This window comes from Chitinophaga sp. CF418 (genome assembly GCF_900142925.1).
Classification (GTDB): Bacteria; Bacteroidota; Bacteroidia; order Chitinophagales; family Chitinophagaceae; genus Chitinophaga.
The window spans coordinates 173088-197663 of record NZ_FRCN01000003.1; the positions used below are offsets into that span (position 1 = coordinate 173088).

A 24576-nucleotide genomic window follows, 5' to 3' on the forward strand; every position below is an offset into this window, starting at 1 on the left:
GCGCATTAAATGTCACTCATATGAAAATCATAAAAGAAAAGCATCCTCTGCTGACAAGATGGACTCACTGGGTAAACTTCCCCCTGCTTGCCATTATGATCTGGAGCGGCCTGCTCATTTACTGGGCCAATGATGTATATACTATTACCATTGCCGGGCATAGGATTATCCGCTTCTTCCCCGACTGGTTCAATACCTTACTTAATATTCCCCAGCGGCTGGCGGAGGGTATGGCATTCCACTTTTTCTTTATGTGGTTCTTCTTTCTCAATGGTCTGTTTTATGTAGGATACACCCTGATCTCAGGACAATGGCGGTCATTACTACCCAACAAGCATTCCCTTCGGGATGCCTGGCAGGTAATGCTACATGATCTCCATATCCGCAAAACACTGCCGACCCAGGGAAAGTATAACGCGGCCCAGCGGATAGCATACACAGCCATTATCCTCATGGGTGCAGGGTCCATCATCACTGGCCTGGCCATTTACAAACCAGTGCAATTCTCCTGGCTATGCTGGCTTTGCGGAGGATATCATTTTGCCAGGATATTACATTTTACGTTAACGATCGGCTATGTACTCTTTTTTTTCATTCATGTTGTACAGGTGATCATTGCCGGGTGGAATAATTTCAGAGCAATGGTTGCAGGATTTGATGTAGTGGAAGAATAAAATCATTACAATGAAAACATATAAGAAAAAGGTCAGGAAAGTACTGACGCCAGAACAAAAGATCAAACGCCGGAATTTCATATCCTTTCTCACTTTCTTTGTACTCGGTGGCGCTGCTTTCGGAGGCTGGAAGTGGTTACTGCATGCACCTGAAGAGACCCCGGGAGTTACAGCAGGCGCCAGCAAGCCCTTGCGCCGTGCATTGAATAAATCGGAACTGTTCTTCCGGAACCTGTTCAGTCATAAACATCTTGCCAGAACATACCCTATAGATCGCGCTGCCACCGATGTAAGGGTGAATGGCGATATCGGTATTGAGGATGAAGATTTCGACCAGGATAACTGGCGCCTCTCCGTCGCAAGAGGTAAAAAAGAAATACTGTCAGTAAACATGGCTGACATCAGGCAGCTTCCAAAAACAGAGATCGTCTTCGACTTCAAATGCGTGGAAGGATGGGACCAGATCCAACACTGGGCAGGTGTACGCCTCACAGATTTTATCGCTCACTATAAACTGCTGGAAGAAGCAAAGATGCAATATGTGGGGATGGCAACCCCTAACGGAGAGTATTATGTCGGACTGGACATGGAGAGTGCACTACATCCGCAAACCATATTGGCATATGAGATGAACGGCCAGCCGGTCACCCCTGAACACGGCGCTCCGTTAAGACTGATCATACCTGTAAAATATGGTATCAAGAACCTGAAACGGATTGGCACTATCAGTTTTAGTAACCAGCGCCCACCAGATTACTGGGCAGAACAAGGATATGACTATTATTCCGGTTTATAAGACGCCCTACCCCACTTGATCAGTTTAGTATAAGAAATCTTGCTGAATGTGAGTATTTAACATCTTATTAAGAAGACATTCCAAAGTGCATGTCTATCTTGCGGGCCTGATAGACATGCGATAAGCGTGTCTCTTCATAACGTGAGATATGAAAGCTGGATATTCTTATCCGGCTCCCTCTTCATCAACATATAATACTTCCTGTACAGGGAAGATACACTAACAAATACCTTACCATCACTTATTTTAATAATGCTGTCTTAGGCTTGCTTCCGTCTCACAGGGGGCACTGCATCTTCAAAGGTGGAAGTCCAATGTTTATGAAAAGGCATTACCTGGCTAGAGGCTTGCCTGACATTCAGCAATGTTCAAAAGAAACCTGAAGACTGTAAGACGCTTATAGTAAAATCCAGTTCTTGCATGGGGAGCAGGTTCGATTCCAGTTCTGGGCACACTAGTGGAAAGGTCGGAGAATTCTCCGACCTTTCTTTTTTTGTCTTCTTCTGAGCCCGCTACGGGCCTGCTTATCAACTCTAATATTACATTCGGCTCTACGGTTCGAAGTTTGTTTTCTGAGAAAATCAGTTTTTCTGGGAAATCGAACCAATGATTTGTTTTTTGCCGATTGGGGAAGCTGCGATGTAACGGGTGGCTATGTTCTTCATGATTTCCCCTGCTTTGCTCAGGTATTCCTGATAGTCGTCCTTGGTAGATAGTAGTCGGATCTTTTGCTTCTCCAGGTCTTCTATTTGTTGCAGCAAGTCTTTCTTTGTCTCCTTAAACTCATCGGCAGTGAAGTCTCCATCTAATAAAAGTGTACGTGCATTCTGTAGCCTTAGATATAACTTATCTATTGCAGCCTGTACTTCTTTCTGTTCTTTCTCCTTCCCTTGTTCAGTTCCTTTTAATGCTTTGCTTATAAGCTGGCAATAGTAGTCTATTATAGGAGCATTAGTTGCTATCTGGCTTAACTGCTTTACAAATGCTTCATTGGCTGTTTCTGCCCGGAAACGCTCTTTGCACAACTTCACTGACTGGCAATGGTAGTAATAATAAATCCCTCCGTTACCACGGGAGCCGCTGCCACTTAAAGGCTTCCCGCAACGCTTACAAGTCAGGAAGCCCCTTAGTGGTAAGTATTCGTCAATCTCTGTAAACGAGTTTACTCTTACTTTACGTTTCTTGCCTTTTAACACGTCCTGCACATCATCAAACAACTCTTCAGATACAATTGGCTGATGAATACCCTTTACACAATGAGCAGCTTCATTCTTATACGCCGCCAGAAACACTTTGCCACAATACACGGGATTGCGCACTAAGCTCCAGAACTGACTACGACCTACCTTTATTCCCTTGCGGTTTACCATTCGTCTGAGTGCATCTATATCCCATATGCCTCTTGATAACTCTTCAAATGCCCATTGAATCGTAGCAGCCTTTTCATTAGGAATGAGGAAAGGTTTATTATGAGTATCCCGGCCATTATTATACCCTATTGGCGCAATCCCCAAGTAACGACCATCCTTCTTTGCCCGTCGCATACCATGTAAGGTATTTAATGCTCTCCTGTCGTTTTCTACTTCGGGTGTCGTTAAATAAATAGCCAGCATGATCTTACTCTCTGGAATCTCCATATCTAAAGGTTGCTCTATAGACTGGGGTTCTACGGCATACTTCTTTAACTTGCCTATCATTTCATAGGCTGCAGCTACATTCCGCGAGAACCGATCCCACTTGGAGAACAGAATTAAATTAACAATTCCTTTGTTCTTGCTGACCACATTCAACATCTTCTGGAATTCCGGTCTGTCAAATGTTTTTGCGGAGTGATCCTCCCGGTAAATACCGACGACTTGTATATTCTCTTTTTCACAGTAACGTATCAATACATCTTCCTGATGAGCAAGGCTATAGCCGTCAGCCTGTTCGTCTGTGCTGACCCTGGGATATAGGAATGCTTTTCGCTGAATTATCATCTGTGTACTCTTTAATGTGAATGACTGGCGTATCTCTTCTTATTGCGTCTTCGTAAATGCTAAGATCAATGGCTGCTAAACGATGTAAGAAGTCAATGATCAGGGAGACATCTTCATCTGTATAAGCATATTTATCTGCTTGCAGTAAGCGTTTGGATACCTCCATAGTTGGCTTAACAGGTAACTGACGTTGGACTTCATGTTTCATATAATTGGATATAAAACGAAGGTATAACAACGTAAAATTTCACTTTCACACTTGTGCCCGATCGTGCACGAACGTGTTCGAATGTTTCCAAAAGTTGCAAAGAAATGTTGGTTCATGCAAAGTTTTCCATTTACTGTTAACATAGGATTTATTTTACTGCAATATATTGCAGCCTAATAAGCCCAATTACCAGATTAGGCAGACTTATGTAGAGTTATGCAGAGTTGTGTCAAATTATGTGAAGTTGTGCAGAACAATGTGAAAGTGCAAACACTGAAACTCACCTAATGACTTCTCGTTGATTGCATATTGAAAACCATACGATAATCTTTAAAAATCATTGTGCACTATTCAATTACATTAAAAAACACGTTAAAATAATATTACTGCACTATTCGCATGATACGATATCTATTATATTCACTTTGTAGTACCTGCATAGCCGGAGCAATCTTGATAAACAAAGGGTTTCAAATTGCCCTTTTTCTACTTTACTGATTATGCCGGGTGACATTTTAGTAGTCTTCGCTACCTCCTTTAAACTTTTCTTTTGACTTTGGCGTAAGGCAAGCAGTTTGTTCCCGACACATTGCAGGTAATTGCCCATTTTCTGCTTAAATTTATTTTTACTAAATTCAGACTGGCTCATTTACTTATTGTTAAAGGGAAGCTAATAGGTTGACTGGACTCAAGGCTAAGCTGCTTCCTGTCGTAAAACTTTTCTGCCAGATCTAATAAGGCGGTGACCCTCCCTATTAATATTTTTGTAACATCCGTAGATACTGTGTACTTCTCATTATATCGAGCCTCTGAATAAGCTCTGTTTAGTATGTTAAAGAGGTCTGTTTCCTCTTTTGTCTGGCGGGGAAAGAGCGTTACCAGTTCCTGTGAGAAATTACATATTAAGTCCAATAAGCGGGAAAGATTATGTGTCGTAGGTCGGAAGCCGGTATATGCCCTTATTATTGCAACACAGGCATGTTCTACAGACTGGTGTAAGTCAAAGATTGTCTGTTCATTCCAGCCATTATCAAAACAATAATTCGCTGTCTTTAAAAAACGACGTGACAAACCAAAACGTCTATGCCAGTTATCTTCTACCAATTTTTTCAACACAGGTATCTCTAATTCCTTGGGAGGCATAGATAAGGGTAAGCCGTTACCGTTATATAGCATTACACCCTTACGATACACAGTAGAAATAAAGCGGCTACCATTTTCCAATGCTTTGTTAGCTTCGTTCAGTTGTTGCACGATAATAGTGGTATCACAACCCATTGGGAACACTTGTTGTTCTGCAATTTCAATTATTTCATAATGGGCTCTTTTTTCTTCGTCATTCGTTATAATCAAAAAGTCATAGGTAGGTATTATTCTTTTATTGTGGGTATCCCCATCAAAAAAACAACTCCAATCATCCATAGTGCAGGTACGATAACCATAACATATAATTTTGACTGGATAGATAGCTTGCACTATCCTCTGCATTAACTGTACAAGTTGTGCTACCTGTTGTTTGGGTAGATGTTGTAAAGCCGTTGCATCCATATAAATGAGTTAAATTTTTAGTTATCGAGTAGACTTAGCCTTGTACATTTATCAGGACTAAAAAGGAGGTGCCATTGGTATCGCTCTTAGCAAGCATAACATCCCCTCCTAATGATGTGGCATATAGCTTACTGATGTATAACCCCAATCCCATACCGCCTAACCCTTCATCAATAGATTGAACGGTTGAAATAAAAAGGGAATCTTATCAGCGGGAATACCTTGACCAGAATCAGATATTTGAAAAAGCAAACGGTCTTCTCTCAGGGAACAGATGTAAATGCAAATATTAGTGTTAGCCGGGGCAAATTTCAAAGCATTGTCTATTAAGTTCTTTAGAATTTGCCCCAGCTTTACCTCATCTGTCGTAATATATTCCGGTACGTTACGTCGGAAATTGGTTTTGATTTTTACGGAACGGATGGCAGTAATGAGCTTATACTGCAGAATCTGCTCTTTTAACCACTGTCGAATTTGGATACGTTTCGGTAACGCCTTTATTGCCAGCTTCCCATCTTCAATGGTACTTGTTGCCATCATATTATTTAAAACATGCAAGACATTTATACTCATTGAGTTAATGTGTGACAGATAGAAGTTCTTATTCTTTCGGCTCTCAGTCTCATGCAAGAGTAGATTACTTGCAGTACAAATACCGGCTATCTGAGTTCGCATCTCATGGGCAAGCATTCCCATAAAGGTCTGTATTGTTTGGCTATCAGCCGCAGGGATGGCTTTAGATGAGTTGTTGGGTACTACTAACATAAAAACGATTTAGAGAGTAAATGACATAGATTGCCGTATCCCATTTGAGGGATAATTTGAAGAGGGTAAATAATTGGAATTGTTGGAGAAGTATCCAGGGTGGGAACCGGCAAAAATAAAAGGTGCAGGCTATTCTCACTGGTGCTGAAGGGCTACGACACCCCATGACTCCAAATAAGAACGCCCACACCAGTGATGTGAGCGATTTACCTTACTATCCGGAGTCGTTGAAAGGTCGTAGTTTTCAGCACCGAACATAAAGCAAACACGCTTATAATATTTTATGTGTTCGCAAATTACACTTCTTTTTTAAAAAAGTGTTATTCAAGAGAACGATATTCATATTATTGTTTTTTCAATTAAGTAAACTGGTAAATATTTCTTTTGAATTATTATCTATAACAATAATAGTCATATTTATTGATTTTATTGTTATTTATTTGATTTTTAAAATCACTATAATGATTATAAAGTCACTTTAATGACTAAAAATCAGTTAGTTAAATTTGCTTATAGCCTAATAGCAAATGAAAAAAGTTGAATACAATAGGATAAAAATTGTGCTGGTCGAGAAGAAAAAGACTAATAAGGAATTGGCGACCTATTTGAAAAATAAACCCGAAACGGTTTCACGTTGGTGTACAAATGATAGTCAGCCAAATATAGCAACGCTGTTTAAGATTGCGAAATTTCTGGGAGTGAAGGCGTCGACATTATTAGTTGATCAAGATTAACTATTTTACGCATCCACAATACCGTGGGATAAAAGCCTGGCCCCTGAAATACTTGTACACTTCGCTTATCTATTTCATCTACACAGCTCTTTGCTTGTGCGTCGGGATCCCAACCCCATTCGGTATATCTTCGCAGTCCGTATTCTATGATTTTTTCCCATTCTGTGGTAGGAAAGTCAATTTTATCTTCTTAACGTGATAGCTAATCGTTAATTCCTTGATAATAAGTAAATTTACTGGTTAAAAGTGACATATGATCCCAGTCTTACCCTGGCAGAATATTACAGATAAGATATTTGAATACCTGTCCCTTGAAGTGGCAGATGAGCAAATGCCTGGTGCTGGATTTTCTCTTTATCTGAAACCTGGCCAGGCGCAGGAAGGAATAGATATTAAAAGTGCGATTGGTAAAGATGGTAAGTATGTCTGTTTACAATCCAAACATGTTCAAAAACTCACAACCACGCTTCTGAATAAAATAGTAGAGCTGTTTTTAGCGAAAGAATTCGCATCCATGACCTCAAAATTTATTCTGGCCACCGCCGCAGATCTGCAAGACACTAAACTGCAGAAGCATTTGCGAAAAATGGAAAAGGATTTGTTGGAAAAACACAGCATTATCTTCGAGCAATGGGATATCTATAGTATGGAAACACTGTTGAAGAAACAATACAGTGTCGTAAAATATTATTTTGGGCAGTCGTCAGCAGATAATCATTGTTATCATCAGCTTAATTACCCTTCGATTCCAGAAAGACAGCCAGAACAGAAGTATATACCTCGAAAAATCACAGCTTACCTGGACGATGGGGGCAGTCGATTGTTACCATGGATGAGTGATGGAAAAGAAGGGCTGCAAATGGTAAGTCTATTCGGTGGGGAAAGAAGGTTTCAGCAACAAAAAATATGTCTGCTCGCGGATGCTCATAAGGGCAAAAGTGTGCTGTTAAGAGAGGTTGCACACCGGCTGGAACACATAGAGGTATCTTTTACCAGCTTGTTCATTGAATTAAAGTGGCAGAATATCCGTCCTATAGACGAAATACTCACCTCTGAATATGATGGTTGGCAAAAAATTCCAGCCAAAGATCTTGTTGTATTTATTGATGGCCTGGATGAGGCGCCGACCGATAGTTTTCGGGATGCGGTAAAGTACATACGGGCTTTTAGTCGCGAAAATCCCCGGACAAGCATTGTGTTCAGCTGCCGGAAAGTCTTTTTTCACAGCTACGGCGTCAAAGAGTTTATAGGGGATTTTGACCTTTATGAGCTCGGTAGTCTAAAAGGCGCCAATATCAGCGCATTCCTGCAAACACAGCTTCTTGGGCGCTATGAAAGATTTATGCAATTTGTTCGCAATGCCAACATAGAGTTTTTGCTACAGGAGCCGTTTTATCTTATTACACTGATCGCACAATTCAAAACTTCGAATAACAAAAATCCCCATACCAAAATAGGGATTCTCCAAAAGGTGGTTGAAGATTCCTTTAAGCATAGCGACTGGCGTGAACTAAGTAACGGAAAAACACTTCGTCAGCAATCTGTACAGGCGATGGAAACCATAGAACGGTTTGCTTTTGCTTTACAGTTAATGGGTACCAACTCCCTGGACAACGAACAACGTCAAAAGCTGTTTTCTCCAATAGAAAGAGAGCTGTTGGAACATAGCTCACTGATCGCCGCCCATAATGAAAAGTGGAGTCTGACCAATTCCATCTTTCAGGAACATCTTGCGGCCATGGTACTGGCGAAGTTTACCTTTGAAAAGATCGTGAGTATCATTGCGGTGGGAACCAAGCGGAAAAAAATTAAAACCAAGTGGATACAGACCATCTCTTCTCTTTTGTTCATTCTGGAGGACCAACATTTGTCGGATCAAATACTAAAGTTGATAGAAGATGATAATATCGAGCTTATTTTTCTGACGGAGCCGACCCGGTATGCGCCTGCACAAAAAGTAGACATATTAAACCGACTAATCGCCCGGTTGGAAAAGTATCGCATTCGTCCGATGATTATCGATGAAAGAACGATTGCTTCTTTTATCCAAAACAACCGACAGGCCATCCAGCGATTGCTCGCAGTCATCGGTGAAAATTATTCGGAAGTATTAAAGATTTCGTGTGTTCGTATACTGGCGAATCTGACAATCGCCAATGATCAGCAACATGTTTTGTATAATTTGGCCCAAGGTGAGCTACAGCAGAGGACAAACACTTATTATTCTGGTCAACTCATGGAACTATTGGCGATAAACAAGCTGGGTGATGAGTCTTTCATCGAGTCTCTTATCGCCAATGACCAGTTAAATATATACCACGAATATAGAGATGGTATATATCAATTAATTGTTATGCTTGGTTTATCCGAAAAGTACTGTTCGTATGTACTGGATGGAATGCCTGCATTGATTAGGTACAATGCAAGTATCAAACGCCTAGGCTCTGAGCATTGGTTTGAGGAGGCCCTTTTACAGATTAAGGCACCGCAGAATTTTAGGCTCTTATTCAAGGCATTTTTAAGTGAACAATGGCTGGAGTTTTACCAGTATGCCGACAAAAAAAAGGTAGTGTTAAGGAAAATTTTTTCCAATGCAGCCACAGTCTTTGAAAGCGACCCTAGTATTATTTTTCCTGTTATAGCTTTTACGAAAGCAATTGGCAGAAAATATCTTCGCGAGGAATTTGCTGAGGTGGATGTTTTTTTCGAGAAAACAAAAAGTTTTCCCTTGGCAGTACGGTTTTTAATTGACGATATTATTGCTGATAGAGACTGGGAGTTAGGCGCACTCGTGACGGAGGAGAGCTTCGATTATATTTTATACGAGGTAGAACAAAAAGAAGCATCGACAGGAGTGCTGAGGTCAATAGCCTCAGCCCTTAATTATAGAAAAAAAGAGAGCCTAGCCAGAAAATTTATTTCACAGGTAGACGATGCTTATGGAGGTGTATTTACAAAGATAGATCCGACCGTTCTATCTTATATGGAGCTTGAAAATAAAAGACGCGAAAATGATATGTTCTATATTCAAAGCGAAGAGAACTTTAAGATAGGACTTAACCGGTACTTTGAGGCATATGGAAAGAAGAGTATTCCATTAAATGACCTATACGTTGACGAATCAAGCAAATTGGACCGCCAGAAGTTTGACTCCATTTTTGTTGATAGATTATTGACGTCCTGGATTAGATCAAAAAAATCTGTTAACTACGGACAAACAATTAAGTTTGTTGAAAATAAAGTCAAGTTTGACCGTTTCAGGGTGGAGGAAATAATGGCCTATAATCAAAAGTTTAAAGAAGATTTTCCAGTGTTGGAACAGATTGTTCAGGCATATTACAATGAGGGGCTCGCCAGTGCAAGATTTGCCAATTGCCGTTGGGATGGAACAAACGAAGAAGGGCACATTGTTCAGACTTTCTTATGGAAGGAAAATTTGCTGGGAAAAATATATTTGAAGTACCAATTTCCTACTCCTAAAGAACACCTGATGTCTATGGTCTGGCTGGATACGGCGGGAATACAAAGTTTAGAACCCTCGTATTTTAATAACAGTAAAACGCTTAGTCTGCTGATTCTTGAGGAGCTAAGTGACATGGACAAAGAGATTTTTGCAGACAGGGTACTGCAGAATATTCGTACCGGGATTCTTTCCACAAGTGTGCTGGCAAGTCATTTTGCCCTTTGCAAACATCTGCATATTTATGATGCCTGCTCTTTAATACTGGAAATGTTACAGCAGGAACGGCATGAGGGAATAGGAATAATTCAACTTACGGACGTATATCTGGCGCTTGAAGGAGATCCCGGTGAATTACTTGGCATCTTCAATAAGATGACAGAGTATAATTATGAATTTATGCACTACGTATCCTTTCTCATTGAAAGCCATCCCGAGGAAGTGAAAACGGCACTCCTACGCTGTATCAATGATGTTGGTACAGATGAGAAGACTAAATTGACAGCGGCCAAGTATCTTTGCAGTATTGGAGAAAGTTTGGGATTTACCTATTTAACAGATTATATGCGCATACACGGCCGTGCACCTTTTGCCATACAGGGCGCTATAAAAATATCGGCGGTCGAAACAAGTTTTGCCCTAGACCAGATGTCCGATCTGGTACATATCCTTGCGGAGCCGGAGAGTAGAATGGTACGGTTTCCGGAATCCTCTACCAATATTCTCATAGAATGGCTGTATCAGTTTGCCGAAAAGAGTGAACACGATCTGGATTTGGTTGTTGACTTTTTTGAAGCAAAACAAAGGGAATTCCAGGACACCTATCCTTTGCATCATAACCTTTTCTGGTATGCCTTTCGTGCGATTGAGAACTTTAGGAAAGTTGAGGAGCAAACCAAAACCATTAGGGAGATTAGTGCTTTAATGTCAGAATCGCACTAATGTGTGTTGCTATGGGAGATGGTTCAACTCATGGAGCGGTTGTTCTGCGTGATAAAGATTTTCGTAGTTAGAAATGGCTGTTTGCTCGGTTACGCAGCAGCCGAAGATGCCCGGCATCGAACCGGTTAATAATTTTATAGGAATTACATGAAATTCAATCCTGGACTGATTTAGGGTGAACGATCTGTTTGCAATAATTCCAGTTTAACTTTTTGTACCAGTAGGTAACCACTTGGGACGAACCAGATTTCGTGAAAATATGGGATTGAGATTCAAATCTTACTGGCAAATGGTCGATGATTTTAATTATCGTTTATTGATCGATGTGACTACGTAAGTAGGCCCTTGCCCTTTATAAACCAATCTGTAGATGATCTATAAAAAAAATGGTAGTGCGATAAGTGAGCCGACCTATGATCGATATAAAGCTATTGATTCAAAACTTCATACCTTTAGCCTATTCCTGCTTCCTAACTGTGAATATTAATTGAACAGCTATATCAGGCCCCATACTTGATATTGTACGTGGAGAATATGTAGAATTGCGCTCCTTATACTGCTCTACTTCCACTGTTTTTATCTGTATATATGCCTAGTGATAAAGCCGCGTGATACTGGTGGTCATATATCATCGGAGGCCCAAATTCAAACAAAACCGTATGAGTAAAATTGGCCGTAATGATCGCTGCCCCTGCGGCAGTGGCAAAAAATATAAACATTGTCACCTGGAAAGTGGCATATATGAAGGCCTACCGCCAGTAGCAGCTACTGTAGGCACATCATCAATCATCGATGGTCTTATTGGGCGCTATGATACTACTGTATTGACCTGTTTGATCGGCGCCTTGCAACTATACATACGAAATCATGAAAGAAATGTGCGACTGGAGTACCTGTTGGGTAAAGTGCTGGCATCCAGAAATACCAGGCTGACTAGGCCGATGCCTGTTTACCAAGAATTTAAAGAAGCTGTAGAAGCTTTTGAAGAATATGGATATATGGAAGATCCTCTTACGGGTACTTTTTCTGATAATGTGGTGTATAGTGAAGGTAACGCCATTGTATTCCCTGGGCAATATGGAGACCTTACCGGACTATTAAATCAGCTGATGGAAGCCATCTTTACAATGGAGCATCGCCTGCCTGAAGAATTTGTTTCTGACGTCAGGAGCGCATCCCACCTTCTGTTATCATTAAGTAACTCCGCTGCCAAACGTCTGAAAATAGAGCGTAATCTATTTGAGGAAAACGACTTGGATCATATTCTTGTGCCGGATTTTGACCTGCTGAATCAAATGGTAAAGGCCATGCGAACAAAGTTGGCACTACTGGCTGCTTACTGTGAGAAGACAGGCTTGAACTATGAAGTATTGCAGGAGTTTATTATAAGCGGGCAAGAGCCGGATTTGCAGGATGATGAAATCGCCGCCCGACTACTGGCTACCAAGCCACTGCTAGTGGATGGGGTGTACATCGTACTTGTTAATCCGGGAGGGGTTGTACCTGCCCTTACCGACTTTGTGTTTCGACATGCGACTAAGCACCAGTGCGCAGCGGAATTGGCACGCATAATGAATATACGGCAGTTGGATCTAGCTGCCAGAGCGCTTCTTCATACTGGCTGGCGGTCCTTGGCTCTTAGACTGCCGGTGGAAGGCGCCATTGCAGGTACGAAAGAACAGATATTTGCCTTTGATGTCAATAAACTTGCCTATATATGTTTTGTGGAGGATGATGTGCCAAAATCTGTTGAAGGAAATGATTTTTCAATATCCGGCCGGCGGCAACCTGCGCCTGTGACACATGTGGCCCGAGTCTCGCAGGTGAAGGCTCACCTGAACGAACAACCTGCATGCGTCGGTAAGGAGGTTTTCTGCCTATTCATTCGCGGTGAAATTACACCAGGTAGCTATTGGGCAGCGCCTGCCACAGAAGGCTATTCAATAGGGCTAACGCTATCTGAACTGGAGGCTATTGCCTATTCGAAAGGCACCAATATGCTGACACTGTATAAGTTTGCTGAATGCTTTCTGCGTACCAGAGGAGTTACCCGTATGTTTATGACCGATGGAGTCCTGGATGCTTTTGAGATTTACCTGTATAACAAAGGTAGTCTGCTGCCAGTCAACGATGAAAGACCGCTAGGCGGAATGATGGTCCTACCGCCGGGCATTAGCGGCGACTACAAAAGAACTGTACATAGACAGATCGACGCTCATGCTGTCCCAATTCGTTATGATAGCAACCTGGCATTTGCCAAAGTGATTCGTTACCGAACTTATGCTCCTATATATGTCGACAGGGAACATTCCGAACGTTTAAGCATCGTCATTGAGGATTTTCCTATACCTGTCTGGATCATAGATGTATCGCAAACCGAATTCGGTGAACAGGTGGCAGAAGCCATCGCCTTCTGGCTACATAAAATGCGAGGAGCACTGCAACAGTTGTTAAATGTACCTACACTACCCAGCGTCGAAATTATGGTGGCTATAGACCCGGCTGTGGAGAGAACACGCTATGTATACGAAGCAGTGGATCAGTCGCAGATAAAAGTTGACTATCAGCAGATACAGGAAGGTATTCAGCTAACAATTCCATATGCGTTTTTGCACCTGATAAAGGAAGCAGATAATCGCGCTGATAGGCTTCTCATGTACTATGCCCTGGAGGGACTCCAGACCTATATACAAACACACGGGCAGGAACCACTATTTTCAGCAGCAGATATGACGGCGCTGGTTGACCATGCCCTCCAGCCTGCTCATGCCAAAATGCTGTTGCTGTTAGACCCTATGGATAATCCCTGCTTTGATGTGGCGAATCTTCCCAGGATGCAGTACCTGAGTAACCCGGATATCAGCTGGGTCCTGGACAACCTGGTAAGCTATCTGCCAGTAGGGAGGATAGTCCCGGCAAAAGTGGGGCCTCTGGCAGAGAAAAAGGAACTCGTCAACGAAATTGTAGATGGGCTTGCCGCTATGCTTGCCCACCATATCAATGAATACGATGGCACTACGCTACTGGAATGGCTCATCAAACTGAACGAAAGATGCATACGCAATAAAGAATTTAAAGAGATACAGGTGCCGGCAAAAATTGCATGCTTTAGTGACTACCAAACAGAGATAGATCGCATACTGGACGAAGAGGCCGACTTAACCACTACTTCCCATGCCGTTCGTACACTGATTGAGTTTGTGAGTGTGTTGCAACCGCAGGGCAAAAAGCAGCCGAATATGGATGATGTAGATATGTTGCTGGCCTTTACCAACCAGCTGACTGAGTGGGGGGCGACAAATGAAGCGATGTATTTGGGGATCTATGAGCCGGAGATAGGCCTCCTTCCTTCAGGGAGGATTGGTACAAGTAAAGATTTTGAAGCTGAATGCCTGCGTCCTTATGCTGTCGCTAAAACGGAAGCTGAGCTCTTCGGATACGCTGAGCAGTTCACCTATAATTACTCGCCGGCAACAGCCCAACGGGAGCAGAGCTATGTTACCAAAGCACATCAGGAAGCCCTTGATCAGGCTTTTGAACAGGAGTTGTGTGTTGCATTTTCCAGACTGAATTTAATGGTGCATATTTTGGCGTTTCGCGGATTCGAGCAGCAGGTAAGCTGCACAGCAGTTACGGGCACGCAGATCCGGGAAATACTGGCAAAAGCGCAGGTCCCTATACCATTTAACGAAGAAGAGATCGTTGCCATGTTAACACTGTTAACTATGGTTCCCAGGTCGCTAATCATGCTGCCGCCAACTGACGGGGATTACACCCAACAAGACGTGTTCACATGGCGCTATAACCGCCGCCTAGGATATCTGCGCCGGCCATTTGTGACTGTGCAAAAGGAGGGCGAGAGTGTATACCTGTTTGGATTTAGGCACCTAGTTGCCTCCATGCGAAACATGGAGTTTTTGCTTTACACCGGCCAATACCCCCAATTTGTTAAAGGGGGAGCGCTTGACACCTGGCTAGGTACTATTCAGCATGCAAAAGGTAAACCCTTTAGAAACCAGGCGGCTGCCTGGTTTAAACAGCAGCCCGGCCTGCGGGTGATTGACCATGAGATAACGCCCAAACACCTGGGATGTGATAAATCCTTTGGCGACATCGATGTGTTAGTGATTGATGACGTTGAAAAGATCATCTATCCCGTCGAATGTAAAAATATAACTGGCGCCAAAAATATACTGGAGATTAAGCAGGAACTTGATGAATACCTGGGTCGTAAACCCGACGATAAAAAGGCCCTAGTTTATAAACATGTCAGGCGCCATGAATGGTTAGTTGCGAACCAAACAGCATTGGGGGCTTTCGTGGAAAACCCGGCCGACTATCAGATTAAATCCCTCGTAATGACAGCCGATGAAATGGCACTGACCTATCTAAAAGGAAGAACCATTCCCATGGATATTTTGTCCTTCGCCGTTCTTCGCAAATACGGGATAGGGTACCTAAAGGGCGCAAGGACAAGATGATCACTGAAGTGGAAGTAGATGCAGCAGCTTTGAGCCGTTGTTGTACCACGCAAAGCCGCAGGATCACAGTTTTGTTGAATCGACTTAGTACGGTATCCTTTTACAAGAATTAAAACTTGATACATTTATGACAGCAACTTATTTGCCCTCATTTTTTGAAGTGAATATCCCAACCGTGGATGATCTCGATGATGTACTGAAGATGAGACCGGAAGTACAAGCCCTATACGGACACGAATACGTACATTTTTTACAAAATCTTACAACCAATTTTGGTCTGCTCAGGACCTGGAACAAGTTTGACCGTATTGTCCAAATCATTAATCATATCCAGCAATCCGGCCTTGACATTGACCTGCCTTTAACTGGGGCAGTTATACAACATGAGATGAACAATAACATCCTGCTGCGCAGCTTGGAAGGAAGCGGCTTTCGAGAGGTGCTTGAACGAGATTCGCAGGATTATACTATCGATAGCGTAGAACGACGAAAAGATCCGCTACTAGATGCCACCTTTCAAGTGGAGTACATGCGACATATTGTGCTTAAACTGCAGCATCCCACTTTATCTGCAGTCGACTACATCTTCGGAGAAACGGCCATAGCTGAATCCATGGCCTATCTCATTGAATCAAAGTTTTTCGATATGGCAACCCCTGCAAAATGGCCATATCTGTCAGCAAAAGAGCTCGCTCAACACATATTTCCACCTGTAGCAGATGATAATGAACTGTTGTTAGTGCTCTGTGACATCGCGTTAATGCATCCGGCGCCGGGTTGGGCCTTCTTTACCATTTTGGAGGAGATGGCCGCCACCAGCGCGCCACCGGTGACCGCGGAACAGCTCATTGATTTTGCACGGGTGTCTTATGCTAAACGAGGCTGGAGGATAGATAAGCAATTGGAGTCAGCCAGAGATGGTTTGATGAACAGGATTCAAACGCTGTTTAACAGCCCTTTTTTGGAACCCACCAAAAAATGGTTTGAAAACATCGTTTATCGGGCAGCAGATCTCAGAGACAATCATTATAGATTTATACTTGACGTATATAGAAGTGGTGATTTATTTAAAGAAGGGTTAGTCGATATGGTAATGAACCTCGGAGGTCCCCACACCATCAATATTGTTGGCAAGCGGTATTTGATAGCCCCTCAGGGATTAGGTATTACCGCAGCAGACATCCATCCACAAAAGCTTAAGGCTTTAGACCAGATTCATGATATGCTCCTAACACCAGCCGCCACATACCGTTGTAAACTCCTGGACATGTGCAAAGATTCTGAACCCATCGACCTTGTTGACGAAAGATGTCGTACCAAACCATGGGAGCGTTCGCGGGACAAGCGTCTTTGTCCTTTGGCAGTACTTTGGAACTACTATGGGTTAGATCAAAAGAACTTCTATTTAGGACAGCAACAGATTTATGTAATTCCCTAAGAATTGATAATTTGCCTGCTGAACGGAGGCTGGCGATATATACCTTGCAAGCCCGGATTATTCTTGTTCGGTCAATCCATCATAAACCATTTTTGGGTTGGAGACGTTAGGCTCTCCTGTGTTCCCGAATTACCCCTGTCTGCCTTTGATATGTTCTCAGACCCCGGTCGAATCGCCCCCACTCGTCAATAACGTAGGTTTGATATTGCTTTAATATATCGAGCTATTAAAGCTTCAACGTTCAGGACAGTTTCGAGGCTCAATAGCATACCTTCAGAAGTCGCTGTAAGCGCTTCGTGCCATCATCTCTAATGACTACGCAAGACTCGCTTCCGGTGGTGGACTAGACCTTGTCGGGCAGGATTATTTTCCTGCCGGGTAATTTCGAGGTGTTTCATTTATAAATCCCCACCTCACGGACTTTGCACAGCGCAATCGAAAACGATCCGGTACTGGGCACTAAAACAAAAAATTCGCTCTAGCAGCGGATTTTTTGTTTAACAGTATTTGTAACCATTTTATAAGTCATTTATAATCATGACTCAATATGTTCGAATCCGGATTCTCATCTATCTCTTTTATTACATGTAATATCGAATACTTGCATTCTTATATGATATATGAATTTGTACTGATGTTATAAAGTAACGGTGTCAATAAGTATACTAATATATTAGTACTTATTGACACCGGAATCTCACTTCAAATTGACTTTATTAACAATAAAAAAGTCAGTCCAATTGGTTAGCCGTAGACAAAACTTGTCCTAGTAATCGAGAGTGAAAAGCAGTACATCCAACATATTCAACCAACTTGTGACAGAATCTACCAACAACTCCATTTCAGAAATATTTTTCCCGTACTTCCTCGATTTAATACCAACTAGTTTGTATTTTTTAACGTTTCAGCCTTCGACTTTATCTTCTGCCTATGTTCCCCTTTAGTTGTCGGTCAGAAGACACGACAACACTGGGGTTAGGTCTTCCAACACCTGCAGGAGATCAACGTCTATAAAGGTAAATGCTCTAATGTAGATGTACAGCGGTACAAGTTGAAAAATTCTTATATTTAGATCAATTACTAATACCATAAGACCTCAATTATGAGCGGAAAAGACAGCCTGCGTGGGTACGTTTTTCAGACTATCATTAGTGTTATCAAAGCACTAAGTGATGATAGTTGGGAATATGTATCCATTGAACCCTCAACACCGGAAGACAAGGTTGATATAATATGGACCGGTGTAGATGAAAGCCTGGTTTGCCAACAGGTGAAGTCTTCTACCACAAACTTTGGTAAACCAGAAATTATACGATGGATAGAAGGAATAATAAATGATGTTCCAACATCTAATGAATACCAGCTAATACTTGTTGGTACTATTGCTACAGGTGTGGAATCGTTTATAAATGATATTACTAAGAAGCAAAAGGGCTTTAGCACAGGAAGCCAGTTATTAGATGATAATCTTTCAAAAATATCTGCTGAGATAATTCCCTTTAAACCGGACTTTATGGAAGCCGTGATCACTAATGAAGTTTCAAGATTTTTGTCAGGTGAAAACTTCCAACTTCCCCATAGCTCCCATCAGCTTATTGCAGGAGGGCTTATCTATCAATTTTTTCAGTTCAGTATATTTGAAAAGAGGATTCATAGAACTGCAGTAGCCGAATTGATGATAGACTGGGCAAAAAGCAACTATCAGCGAGAATTTGGAGCCTATACACATTCAAGGAATTTATTACTTTCATGTTATACATCGAACGGGACTTGGGAAAATACATTTTCTTGCACCCCACTTATTTTGGACCTTTTCAAGATCTCCTATTTTCACAAAGGTATTAAGGAAGTGTTTGCCGCCTTTCAGGATGCGATTTCTTATGAGCTTCCGGCAAGAAAAACGGACATCCCACTACCGGATGCTTCCCCCTTCCCGATAAACTTAATGAAAGAGAGAACCCGGCCGGCTGAATTTGACAAGGATCAGAAAGATTTTGTATCTACAAGGCTTAAATTGTATTTTGATATTGAACCACCACCAGACTTTTTTAATGTTGGTGAGCTCAATTGGACTATTCCTACTCTTACCACTATGCTAACTAACGGTAACAGCTACGAGGGTACAGAAGATGAAAAGAAAAAAAATGAATATTTGCGCAAACTTTATTTTCGGTTGAAAGAAATTGATGAACTTGTTAAATGTATTAATTGCATAGAAAGTTTTTTTGCCCTACCAGTCGCCATCCGAAATATGGGTTCCTTTGACGAAGATATCAAACTGGAGATTAAAATACCGAACAATATACAGGTTTTAACGGCTGAAAATCTCTACATACCAGAGGATGAGGATGTACTAGAAAGTTTGATGGACAATGATTTTCTCTTTAAAAGTCTCGTGCAGCCTTCTAACAGCGTGGTATCTGAATACCCTGATACATTGCCTTTTACCTATATGAAGATGCCATCGACCAGCCTTCATTACTTCAGGCCTGAGTTGAAGTATATGAAATCCGTATTTAAACGTGCAGCCGAAAGTATATTTGATAATAAATTATTTACCGATCGGCCAGGATTTACTGTGCTTAAATATACATTCCGGCAGCTAAATCCTCATCAATCGGTTTTTCTACCTACCTATCTGTTTCTGAAGTCGGAAAAGCCGTTTGCCATTGAATACAACATTACTTCAAAGCATACTTTAAAAGTAACAACAGAAACTTTAAATATTTCCCCAATAACTCAAAATAAAGATCGACGTTCCTTATACGAACGGCTTATTTACAATAATGAAACTTCACCACAATAATACATAAAATATGAGCCTAATAGAATACCATAAAACAACATCAAAGGAACTCTTAGCATTAACCAATAAAGTTAGAAATCTTATTAACCATTGGGGAGAGGATGGAAGATACAAAGAAGCTGTTTTAAAAAATGTAATTCGAAGATTTCTTCCAGAAAAGTTTACCATAGCAAATGGGTTTGTCATTAAACAGACAGAAAATAGAGGAGAACATCTTTCTTCCAGACAAATAGACCTGATTATTTATGATGACGCAAGTCCTGTTTTGTTTAAGGAAGGAGATTTTGTAATACTCACTCCTGATGCGGTACGCGGAATCATAGAAATAAAAGCGAATCTGCAAAATCAAGGTGTTAGAGATATTCTTCTACAGGCGAACGAAAATGGGCAGTTTATTTTTTCAGGTAAGGAAGATAAGAGTCAAAAATTCTTTAACGGAATATTTTCATATGAAGGATTTGACAGCTTAAACGTTGATCGATTTGTTATTAACTACAAGGCGGGTAACGAACCTTTTATTGGAAGTACTGATTATGAGAAATTTAAAGTCAATCATGTTTCTTTAAACAGAATTGGTTTATCAAGCTGTGGAATGATGATGAAAATCCACATTCACTTTACAACATAGAGGATTTATCATTCTCTTTTTTTATCTCAAATCTAACTGATACGTTATCCAACAAGTCTGTTGAAAAAAATAATTTCGTTTGGTATGCAACAGATAAAGAACTTAATCTTGAAAGACAATTTTGAAAACTTACACATTCCTTGAATAGTCCTCCCATATTGGAAAACCGATGTTAGTGGTAGTTGTTTTGTTCGTTAGAATTTACCATTGTTGTTTTTCCAATCTTCTTTTGCTGGAACTTCCTGCACTACCTCCCAATGTTCGGCAATCATTCCATATTCAACTCGGAACAAGTCATAAAATGCAGTGGGCTTCCGATGAAGAAGGAATCTGCCTCATAACCGACGGACAGGCAGGCGGTTTTTCCAAAAAGATATGTGTGCCTGGCACTCGCAGAACAGGCACTGACGTATTACGTTCAACACGGCGACTGCCCACCATCATTGGACAGGGAAGAATAATAACCGGGGTCATTTATTGAAATCCATTTACACAACCTATTTATTATCAACATCATTTGGTTCGATAATCTACCACTAGTGGGCACAAAAGCGGAAAGGTCCTTCTTATCAGGCAACAATTCCTTTGCCTGATAATATCTCCGGCGTTTTTGTTTGTATGCGTTATGGCATTATAATCAGATCCTCTCACCTGCCCGCTAAAAGCTCCTTCCAATAACCCACTGATGTCATATAACGAGCGCCTTTATTCCGTGTACCATACAAGTACTGCGTCATGTTATTCTGCAATTCCTCCTCCGAAATGCTTTCGTATGACGGGTATTGCTCACATTGATATTCTAACATTACAACCATATCATTCATATGACCAAGCATTGCTTTACTACTTGTCTTTGCTACTACGTAATTATCCATTAAACTCATCTCAGCTTGAATCAGATCCTTAGAGAACCCTATTCTTTGTAGTAAACCGGGCAGCCGTCCTACAAATTCATCCCATGTCTTTCCTATTGTCTTCCCCTTGCAAATAACCGTTAATAATGATGGTTCATGTACATACATTATCAAAAGTTTACCTGAAAATCCAGTCCTTATCAGCCGGGCATACCAGCTATGCAAAAGCTGTCCTTTATCAGGTTCTGAAATATATTGTACCGCTTCCAGTCTTGATGTATTCAGCAACTTTTGTACTGCATGGATAATGACAGGCATTCTATTTCTTTTTATAGTGATTACTCCAGTTCAAATATTTTTCGATATTCTGACTGCATCGTTTCTTTTTCCTGATCTGTTACTCAATAGATCTTGCTAACTCTTCGACCACAATGTTATCAAATACCTTCCTTAAAAAAGGAAGATTCAAATTATCATATTTCAACGAAAATTCCAGATGAGACATTGGCGTGTCTTCATTAGGGGCATACTTTCGGCTATACAATTGTAGAAATCAGTTCCCTTGTAAGTCGCTTGCTGATGTTCCCTAAAGAATCTGTAACTACTATTTTCATACTCAAATTTATTACAAATTTCAGCATGAGTAAGATACTTTAAGTAGCCAAAACGACTTATGTTGAAGCCAAATTTTCGAAGTTGGTTAAATTATTAAATGGAAGCAAGTCGCTATTGAACCCGATTATTGTAAGATAACGGCAGTACGTGTCTGTGGCTTTTATTTGGGTTAATGACATAAATTCTTTATCAATATCAGGCGGTTCCCGGTAGAGCGCTTATTTTTACATCTGATGCAACTGACGCTAAACTTATGGACATTACCGAAATAATAGACCTCCTTAAAGAAAAAGCAGATACCAGATATCACACAGGTATGCTGCGCTTCGGTATTGATAATGAAAAAGCATTGGGCGTTAAAATACCCGAGGTGAGGAAACTGGCCAAACTAATGGGAAAGGAACATGAATTGGCTCTTCAACTATGGGATACCCGTATACATGAGGCACGTATCCTTGCATCATTGATTGCCGACCCAAAGCTGGTTACGCCTCAATTAATTGACAGCTGGACAAAAGATTTTACAAGCTGGGACGTATGCGACCAGACATGCGGTAACCTGTTTGACCGTACCCCCTACGCAATAGAAAAAGCTTTGGAGTTTAGCAGGCATGAAAAAGAATTTACTAAACGCGCCGGTTTTGTACTGATGGCCGAATTAGCAGTACATGATAAAAAAACCGGTGACATGACCTTTATTCAATTCTTCCCAATTATAGAACGCGAGGCATGGGACAGCCGCAACTTTGTAAAGAAGGCTGTTAACTGGGCATTACGGCAAATTGGCAAGCGCAACGAAACATTGCTGCCCTTAGCCATACAATGTGCAGAACGTATTTTATTGCAGGATAGCAAAACTGCTAAATGGATAGCGGGAGATGCTTTAAGAGAACTAACCTCTCTCAAACCTTCCCGTAAGAAAGGGCGGTAATCAATATTTCTCTACCTTTAGCCTATTAAACGCACTTGTTGATCATATAGCACCCTGGCCACTCCGGCCATTTTTGCCTTCTGCTACAGTAGGCCAGTAATCCTTTGTCAAAACATCAACAAGTTTCATGAAAACACAAACGACTATCGCCGTAATCGGCGGTACCGGTAAATCCGGCCAATATCTTATCAAACAACTTCTCCAGCAAAGCTTTGCCATACGCGTAATTGTCCGCGATCATCCACATACTCATCTGAATGATCCCAAAATCACGGTTATACAAGGGGATGCAAGAGATCTGGCGTCCGTCAAAGCGCTTGTGACAGGCGCAGATGCCGTTATCAGCACCATCGGACAACGAGGCAATGAACTGCCTATATTTAGCGTAGCCACCGCCAATGTGATCCAGACAATGCACGAAGAGGGCATTCACCGCTATATCATCACTACAGGACTTAGCGTGAATACATTAGCAGATCAAAAGAGTCCCTGGGTAACACAAGCGACGGATTGGATGTATACTCATTATCCCAGCACTACCAGCGATAAACAAACAGAATACGAACTATTGGAAAACTCCCGGTTAGACTGGACGCTTATCCGTCTGCCACTTATTGAACTGACAGATGAAACACCCAGTATAGTTACTAGTCTGACCGACTGCCCTTCCAATAAGATCAGCGCGCCCAGCCTGGCTACCTTTCTGGCAGGACAGCTTAGTGACAAGACCTTCTACAGGGCGGCACCATTCCTGGCTAATGTAAGCTAATATAAAACAAAGAAAGGGTGTCCGCACCCTTTCTTTGTTTATGCTTTAAGTAACGCTATAGTAGTGACATCAACTATTTCCGCAACTCATACTCCCGCTGCGCTACACCACCAACAATGCCGAATCCATTTACGATATTATTATACACAATCACCTTCTCTGACAAGCCATCATCATTTTTCTGCCATGCCAGGTAAGCGCTGTTCAGATAGTTATAGCTATGATAAGTAAGCGAGCTTATTTCCAGGATCATGCTCTTGGGATCGTTATATATATCAGCTCTCAATACAAACACGGGACTACGGCCATTAAATAAAGCATCAGTTGTATAGAATTCCCTCTGCGTATCGTCCTCTAATATTGGCAGACCAGCTTCACCTGACTCAAAATATTGCTGCAGTTTCATACGACCGGGATTTCCATTGCCATCCGTCCATTCAAGCACCTCGTACAATCTTATACGATAATAGTTTTGTACCGCCGGATCATCATGCAGCTGAATGTTAATAGCCATCTTACTTCTCCACTCGTCAATCTTTGTGACGGTCATCTTCATTTCACCGATTGCCGCCGTATCCGGAATCTGATCACTCCCCGAGACTTCCTCGTATCCCGGAACCGCAGCTGATACCCGGTATACAGCACCGGCTTTAGGTAAAGTATTGCCACGGTAATAAGTGCGTCCTGATTGAATGTAAGGATTGAGTGTTTCTTTAAAATTGCCGTTCTCATACAGATTAACAACAGCATCATTTATCTCCTTAATTCCCTGTGTCTCATCCAATCGTCTTGATAAGGTGACGCGCGCGATCATTACACTATCTTTATTCATGAGTAGGTTCAATACCGGTTTATTGGCCTCTTCCGGAATGAGTATATTAAAAGGTTTCTCACAAGCGCTGATGATGGGTATAAATAACAGTAGAAGTAAAGCTTTTATCTGCATAC

The 24576-nt window shown here is 41.5% G+C and carries 17 protein-coding genes; 10 read left to right on the forward strand and 7 right to left on the reverse strand.

Translation table 11 applies throughout. From position 1 onward, the window contains the following. The first annotated feature begins 20 nt into the window (after nucleotides 1–20). Together F3I09_RS08415 and F3I09_RS08420 are read left to right on the forward strand one after the other, a co-directional pair. Nucleotides 21–674, forward strand: coding sequence for a cytochrome b/b6 domain-containing protein (locus F3I09_RS08415; protein ID WP_149694594.1), 654 nt, complete (start codon nucleotides 21–23; stop codon nucleotides 672–674). Between the two features lie 10 nt (nucleotides 675–684). After that, nucleotides 685–1470, forward strand: a complete 786-nt coding sequence (locus tag F3I09_RS08420; protein ID WP_149694595.1) for a molybdopterin-dependent oxidoreductase — start codon at nucleotides 685–687, stop codon at nucleotides 1468–1470. A 581-nt stretch (nucleotides 1471–2051) separates the two neighbouring features. On the opposite strand, the gene F3I09_RS08425 is transcribed toward F3I09_RS08420, so the two are convergent. From F3I09_RS08425 to F3I09_RS08445, 5 genes are all read right to left on the reverse strand, one after another. After that, nucleotides 2052–3449, reverse strand: coding sequence for a recombinase family protein (locus F3I09_RS08425; protein ID WP_223233177.1), 1398 nt, complete (start codon nucleotides 3447–3449; stop codon nucleotides 2052–2054). Beyond that, a complete protein-coding gene (locus tag F3I09_RS08430; RefSeq protein WP_149694596.1) occupies nucleotides 3391–3657 on the reverse strand; it encodes a hypothetical protein in 267 nt (88 codons plus the stop codon). Before F3I09_RS08430 ends, F3I09_RS08425 begins: the two co-directional genes overlap by 59 nt. Nucleotides 3658–4048: 391 nt before the next feature. After that, on the reverse strand, nucleotides 4049–4306 hold the full coding sequence (locus F3I09_RS34735) for a RodZ family helix-turn-helix domain-containing protein (RefSeq protein WP_149694597.1): 258 nt from the start codon (nucleotides 4304–4306) through the stop codon (nucleotides 4049–4051). Next, nucleotides 4303–5205, reverse strand: a complete 903-nt coding sequence (locus tag F3I09_RS08440; RefSeq protein WP_149694598.1) for a HEPN domain-containing protein — start codon at nucleotides 5203–5205, stop codon at nucleotides 4303–4305. Before F3I09_RS08440 ends, F3I09_RS34735 begins: the two co-directional genes overlap by 4 nt. Before the next feature lie 159 nt (nucleotides 5206–5364). Then, nucleotides 5365–5970, reverse strand: coding sequence for a sensor histidine kinase KdpD (locus F3I09_RS08445; RefSeq protein WP_149694599.1), 606 nt, complete (start codon nucleotides 5968–5970; stop codon nucleotides 5365–5367). A 527-nt stretch (nucleotides 5971–6497) separates the two neighbouring features. Here F3I09_RS08445 and F3I09_RS08450 point away from each other — a divergent pair. The 6 genes from F3I09_RS08450 (at nucleotide 6498) to F3I09_RS08475 (ending at nucleotide 20459) form a co-directional block, all read left to right on the forward strand. Then, complete coding sequence (locus tag F3I09_RS08450) at nucleotides 6498–6704, forward strand: helix-turn-helix transcriptional regulator (protein WP_149694600.1); 207 nt, start codon at nucleotides 6498–6500, stop codon at nucleotides 6702–6704. Nucleotides 6705–6957: 253 nt separating this feature from the next. After that, entirely contained in the window at nucleotides 6958–11106 is a 4149-nt protein-coding gene (locus F3I09_RS08455) for an NACHT domain-containing NTPase (protein ID WP_149694601.1), read from the forward strand. A 659-nt stretch (nucleotides 11107–11765) separates the two neighbouring features. After that, on the forward strand, nucleotides 11766–15587 hold the full coding sequence (locus F3I09_RS08460) for a YecA family protein (RefSeq protein ID WP_149694602.1): 3822 nt from the start codon (nucleotides 11766–11768) through the stop codon (nucleotides 15585–15587). A gap of 127 nt (nucleotides 15588–15714) precedes the next feature. After that, the gene (locus F3I09_RS08465; RefSeq protein ID WP_149694603.1) at nucleotides 15715–17025 is read left to right on the forward strand and encodes a hypothetical protein; all 1311 of its coding nucleotides are present in this window, start codon (nucleotides 15715–15717) and stop codon (nucleotides 17023–17025) included. 1102 nt (nucleotides 17026–18127) lie between these two features. Further along, nucleotides 18128–19831, forward strand: a complete 1704-nt coding sequence (locus F3I09_RS08470) for a hypothetical protein (protein WP_149694604.1) — start codon at nucleotides 18128–18130, stop codon at nucleotides 19829–19831. A gap of 10 nt (nucleotides 19832–19841) precedes the next feature. Continuing rightward, nucleotides 19842–20459 (forward strand): DUF6602 domain-containing protein, encoded by a 618-nt coding sequence (locus F3I09_RS08475; protein WP_149694605.1) that lies wholly within the window; start codon nucleotides 19842–19844, stop codon nucleotides 20457–20459. Between the two features lie 647 nt (nucleotides 20460–21106). Here the strand turns inward: F3I09_RS08475 and F3I09_RS08480 are convergent. Then, complete coding sequence (locus F3I09_RS08480; RefSeq protein WP_149694606.1) at nucleotides 21107–21631, reverse strand: hypothetical protein; 525 nt, start codon at nucleotides 21629–21631, stop codon at nucleotides 21107–21109. Between the two features lie 550 nt (nucleotides 21632–22181). Here F3I09_RS08480 and F3I09_RS08485 point away from each other — a divergent pair. Both F3I09_RS08485 and F3I09_RS08490 read left to right on the forward strand, forming a co-directional pair. Beyond that, a complete protein-coding gene (locus F3I09_RS08485; RefSeq protein ID WP_149694607.1) occupies nucleotides 22182–22859 on the forward strand; it encodes a DNA alkylation repair protein in 678 nt (225 codons plus the stop codon). Nucleotides 22860–22986: 127 nt separating this feature from the next. Then, on the forward strand, nucleotides 22987–23628 hold the full coding sequence (locus F3I09_RS08490; RefSeq protein ID WP_149694608.1) for an NAD(P)-dependent oxidoreductase: 642 nt from the start codon (nucleotides 22987–22989) through the stop codon (nucleotides 23626–23628). 73 nt (nucleotides 23629–23701) lie between these two features. On the opposite strand, the gene F3I09_RS08495 is transcribed toward F3I09_RS08490, so the two are convergent. Next, nucleotides 23702–24574: a DUF4249 domain-containing protein gene (locus F3I09_RS08495; protein ID WP_149694609.1), complete on the reverse strand. Its 873-nt coding sequence runs from the start codon at nucleotides 24572–24574 to the stop codon at nucleotides 23702–23704. Nucleotides 24575–24576: the final 2 nt, after the last annotated feature.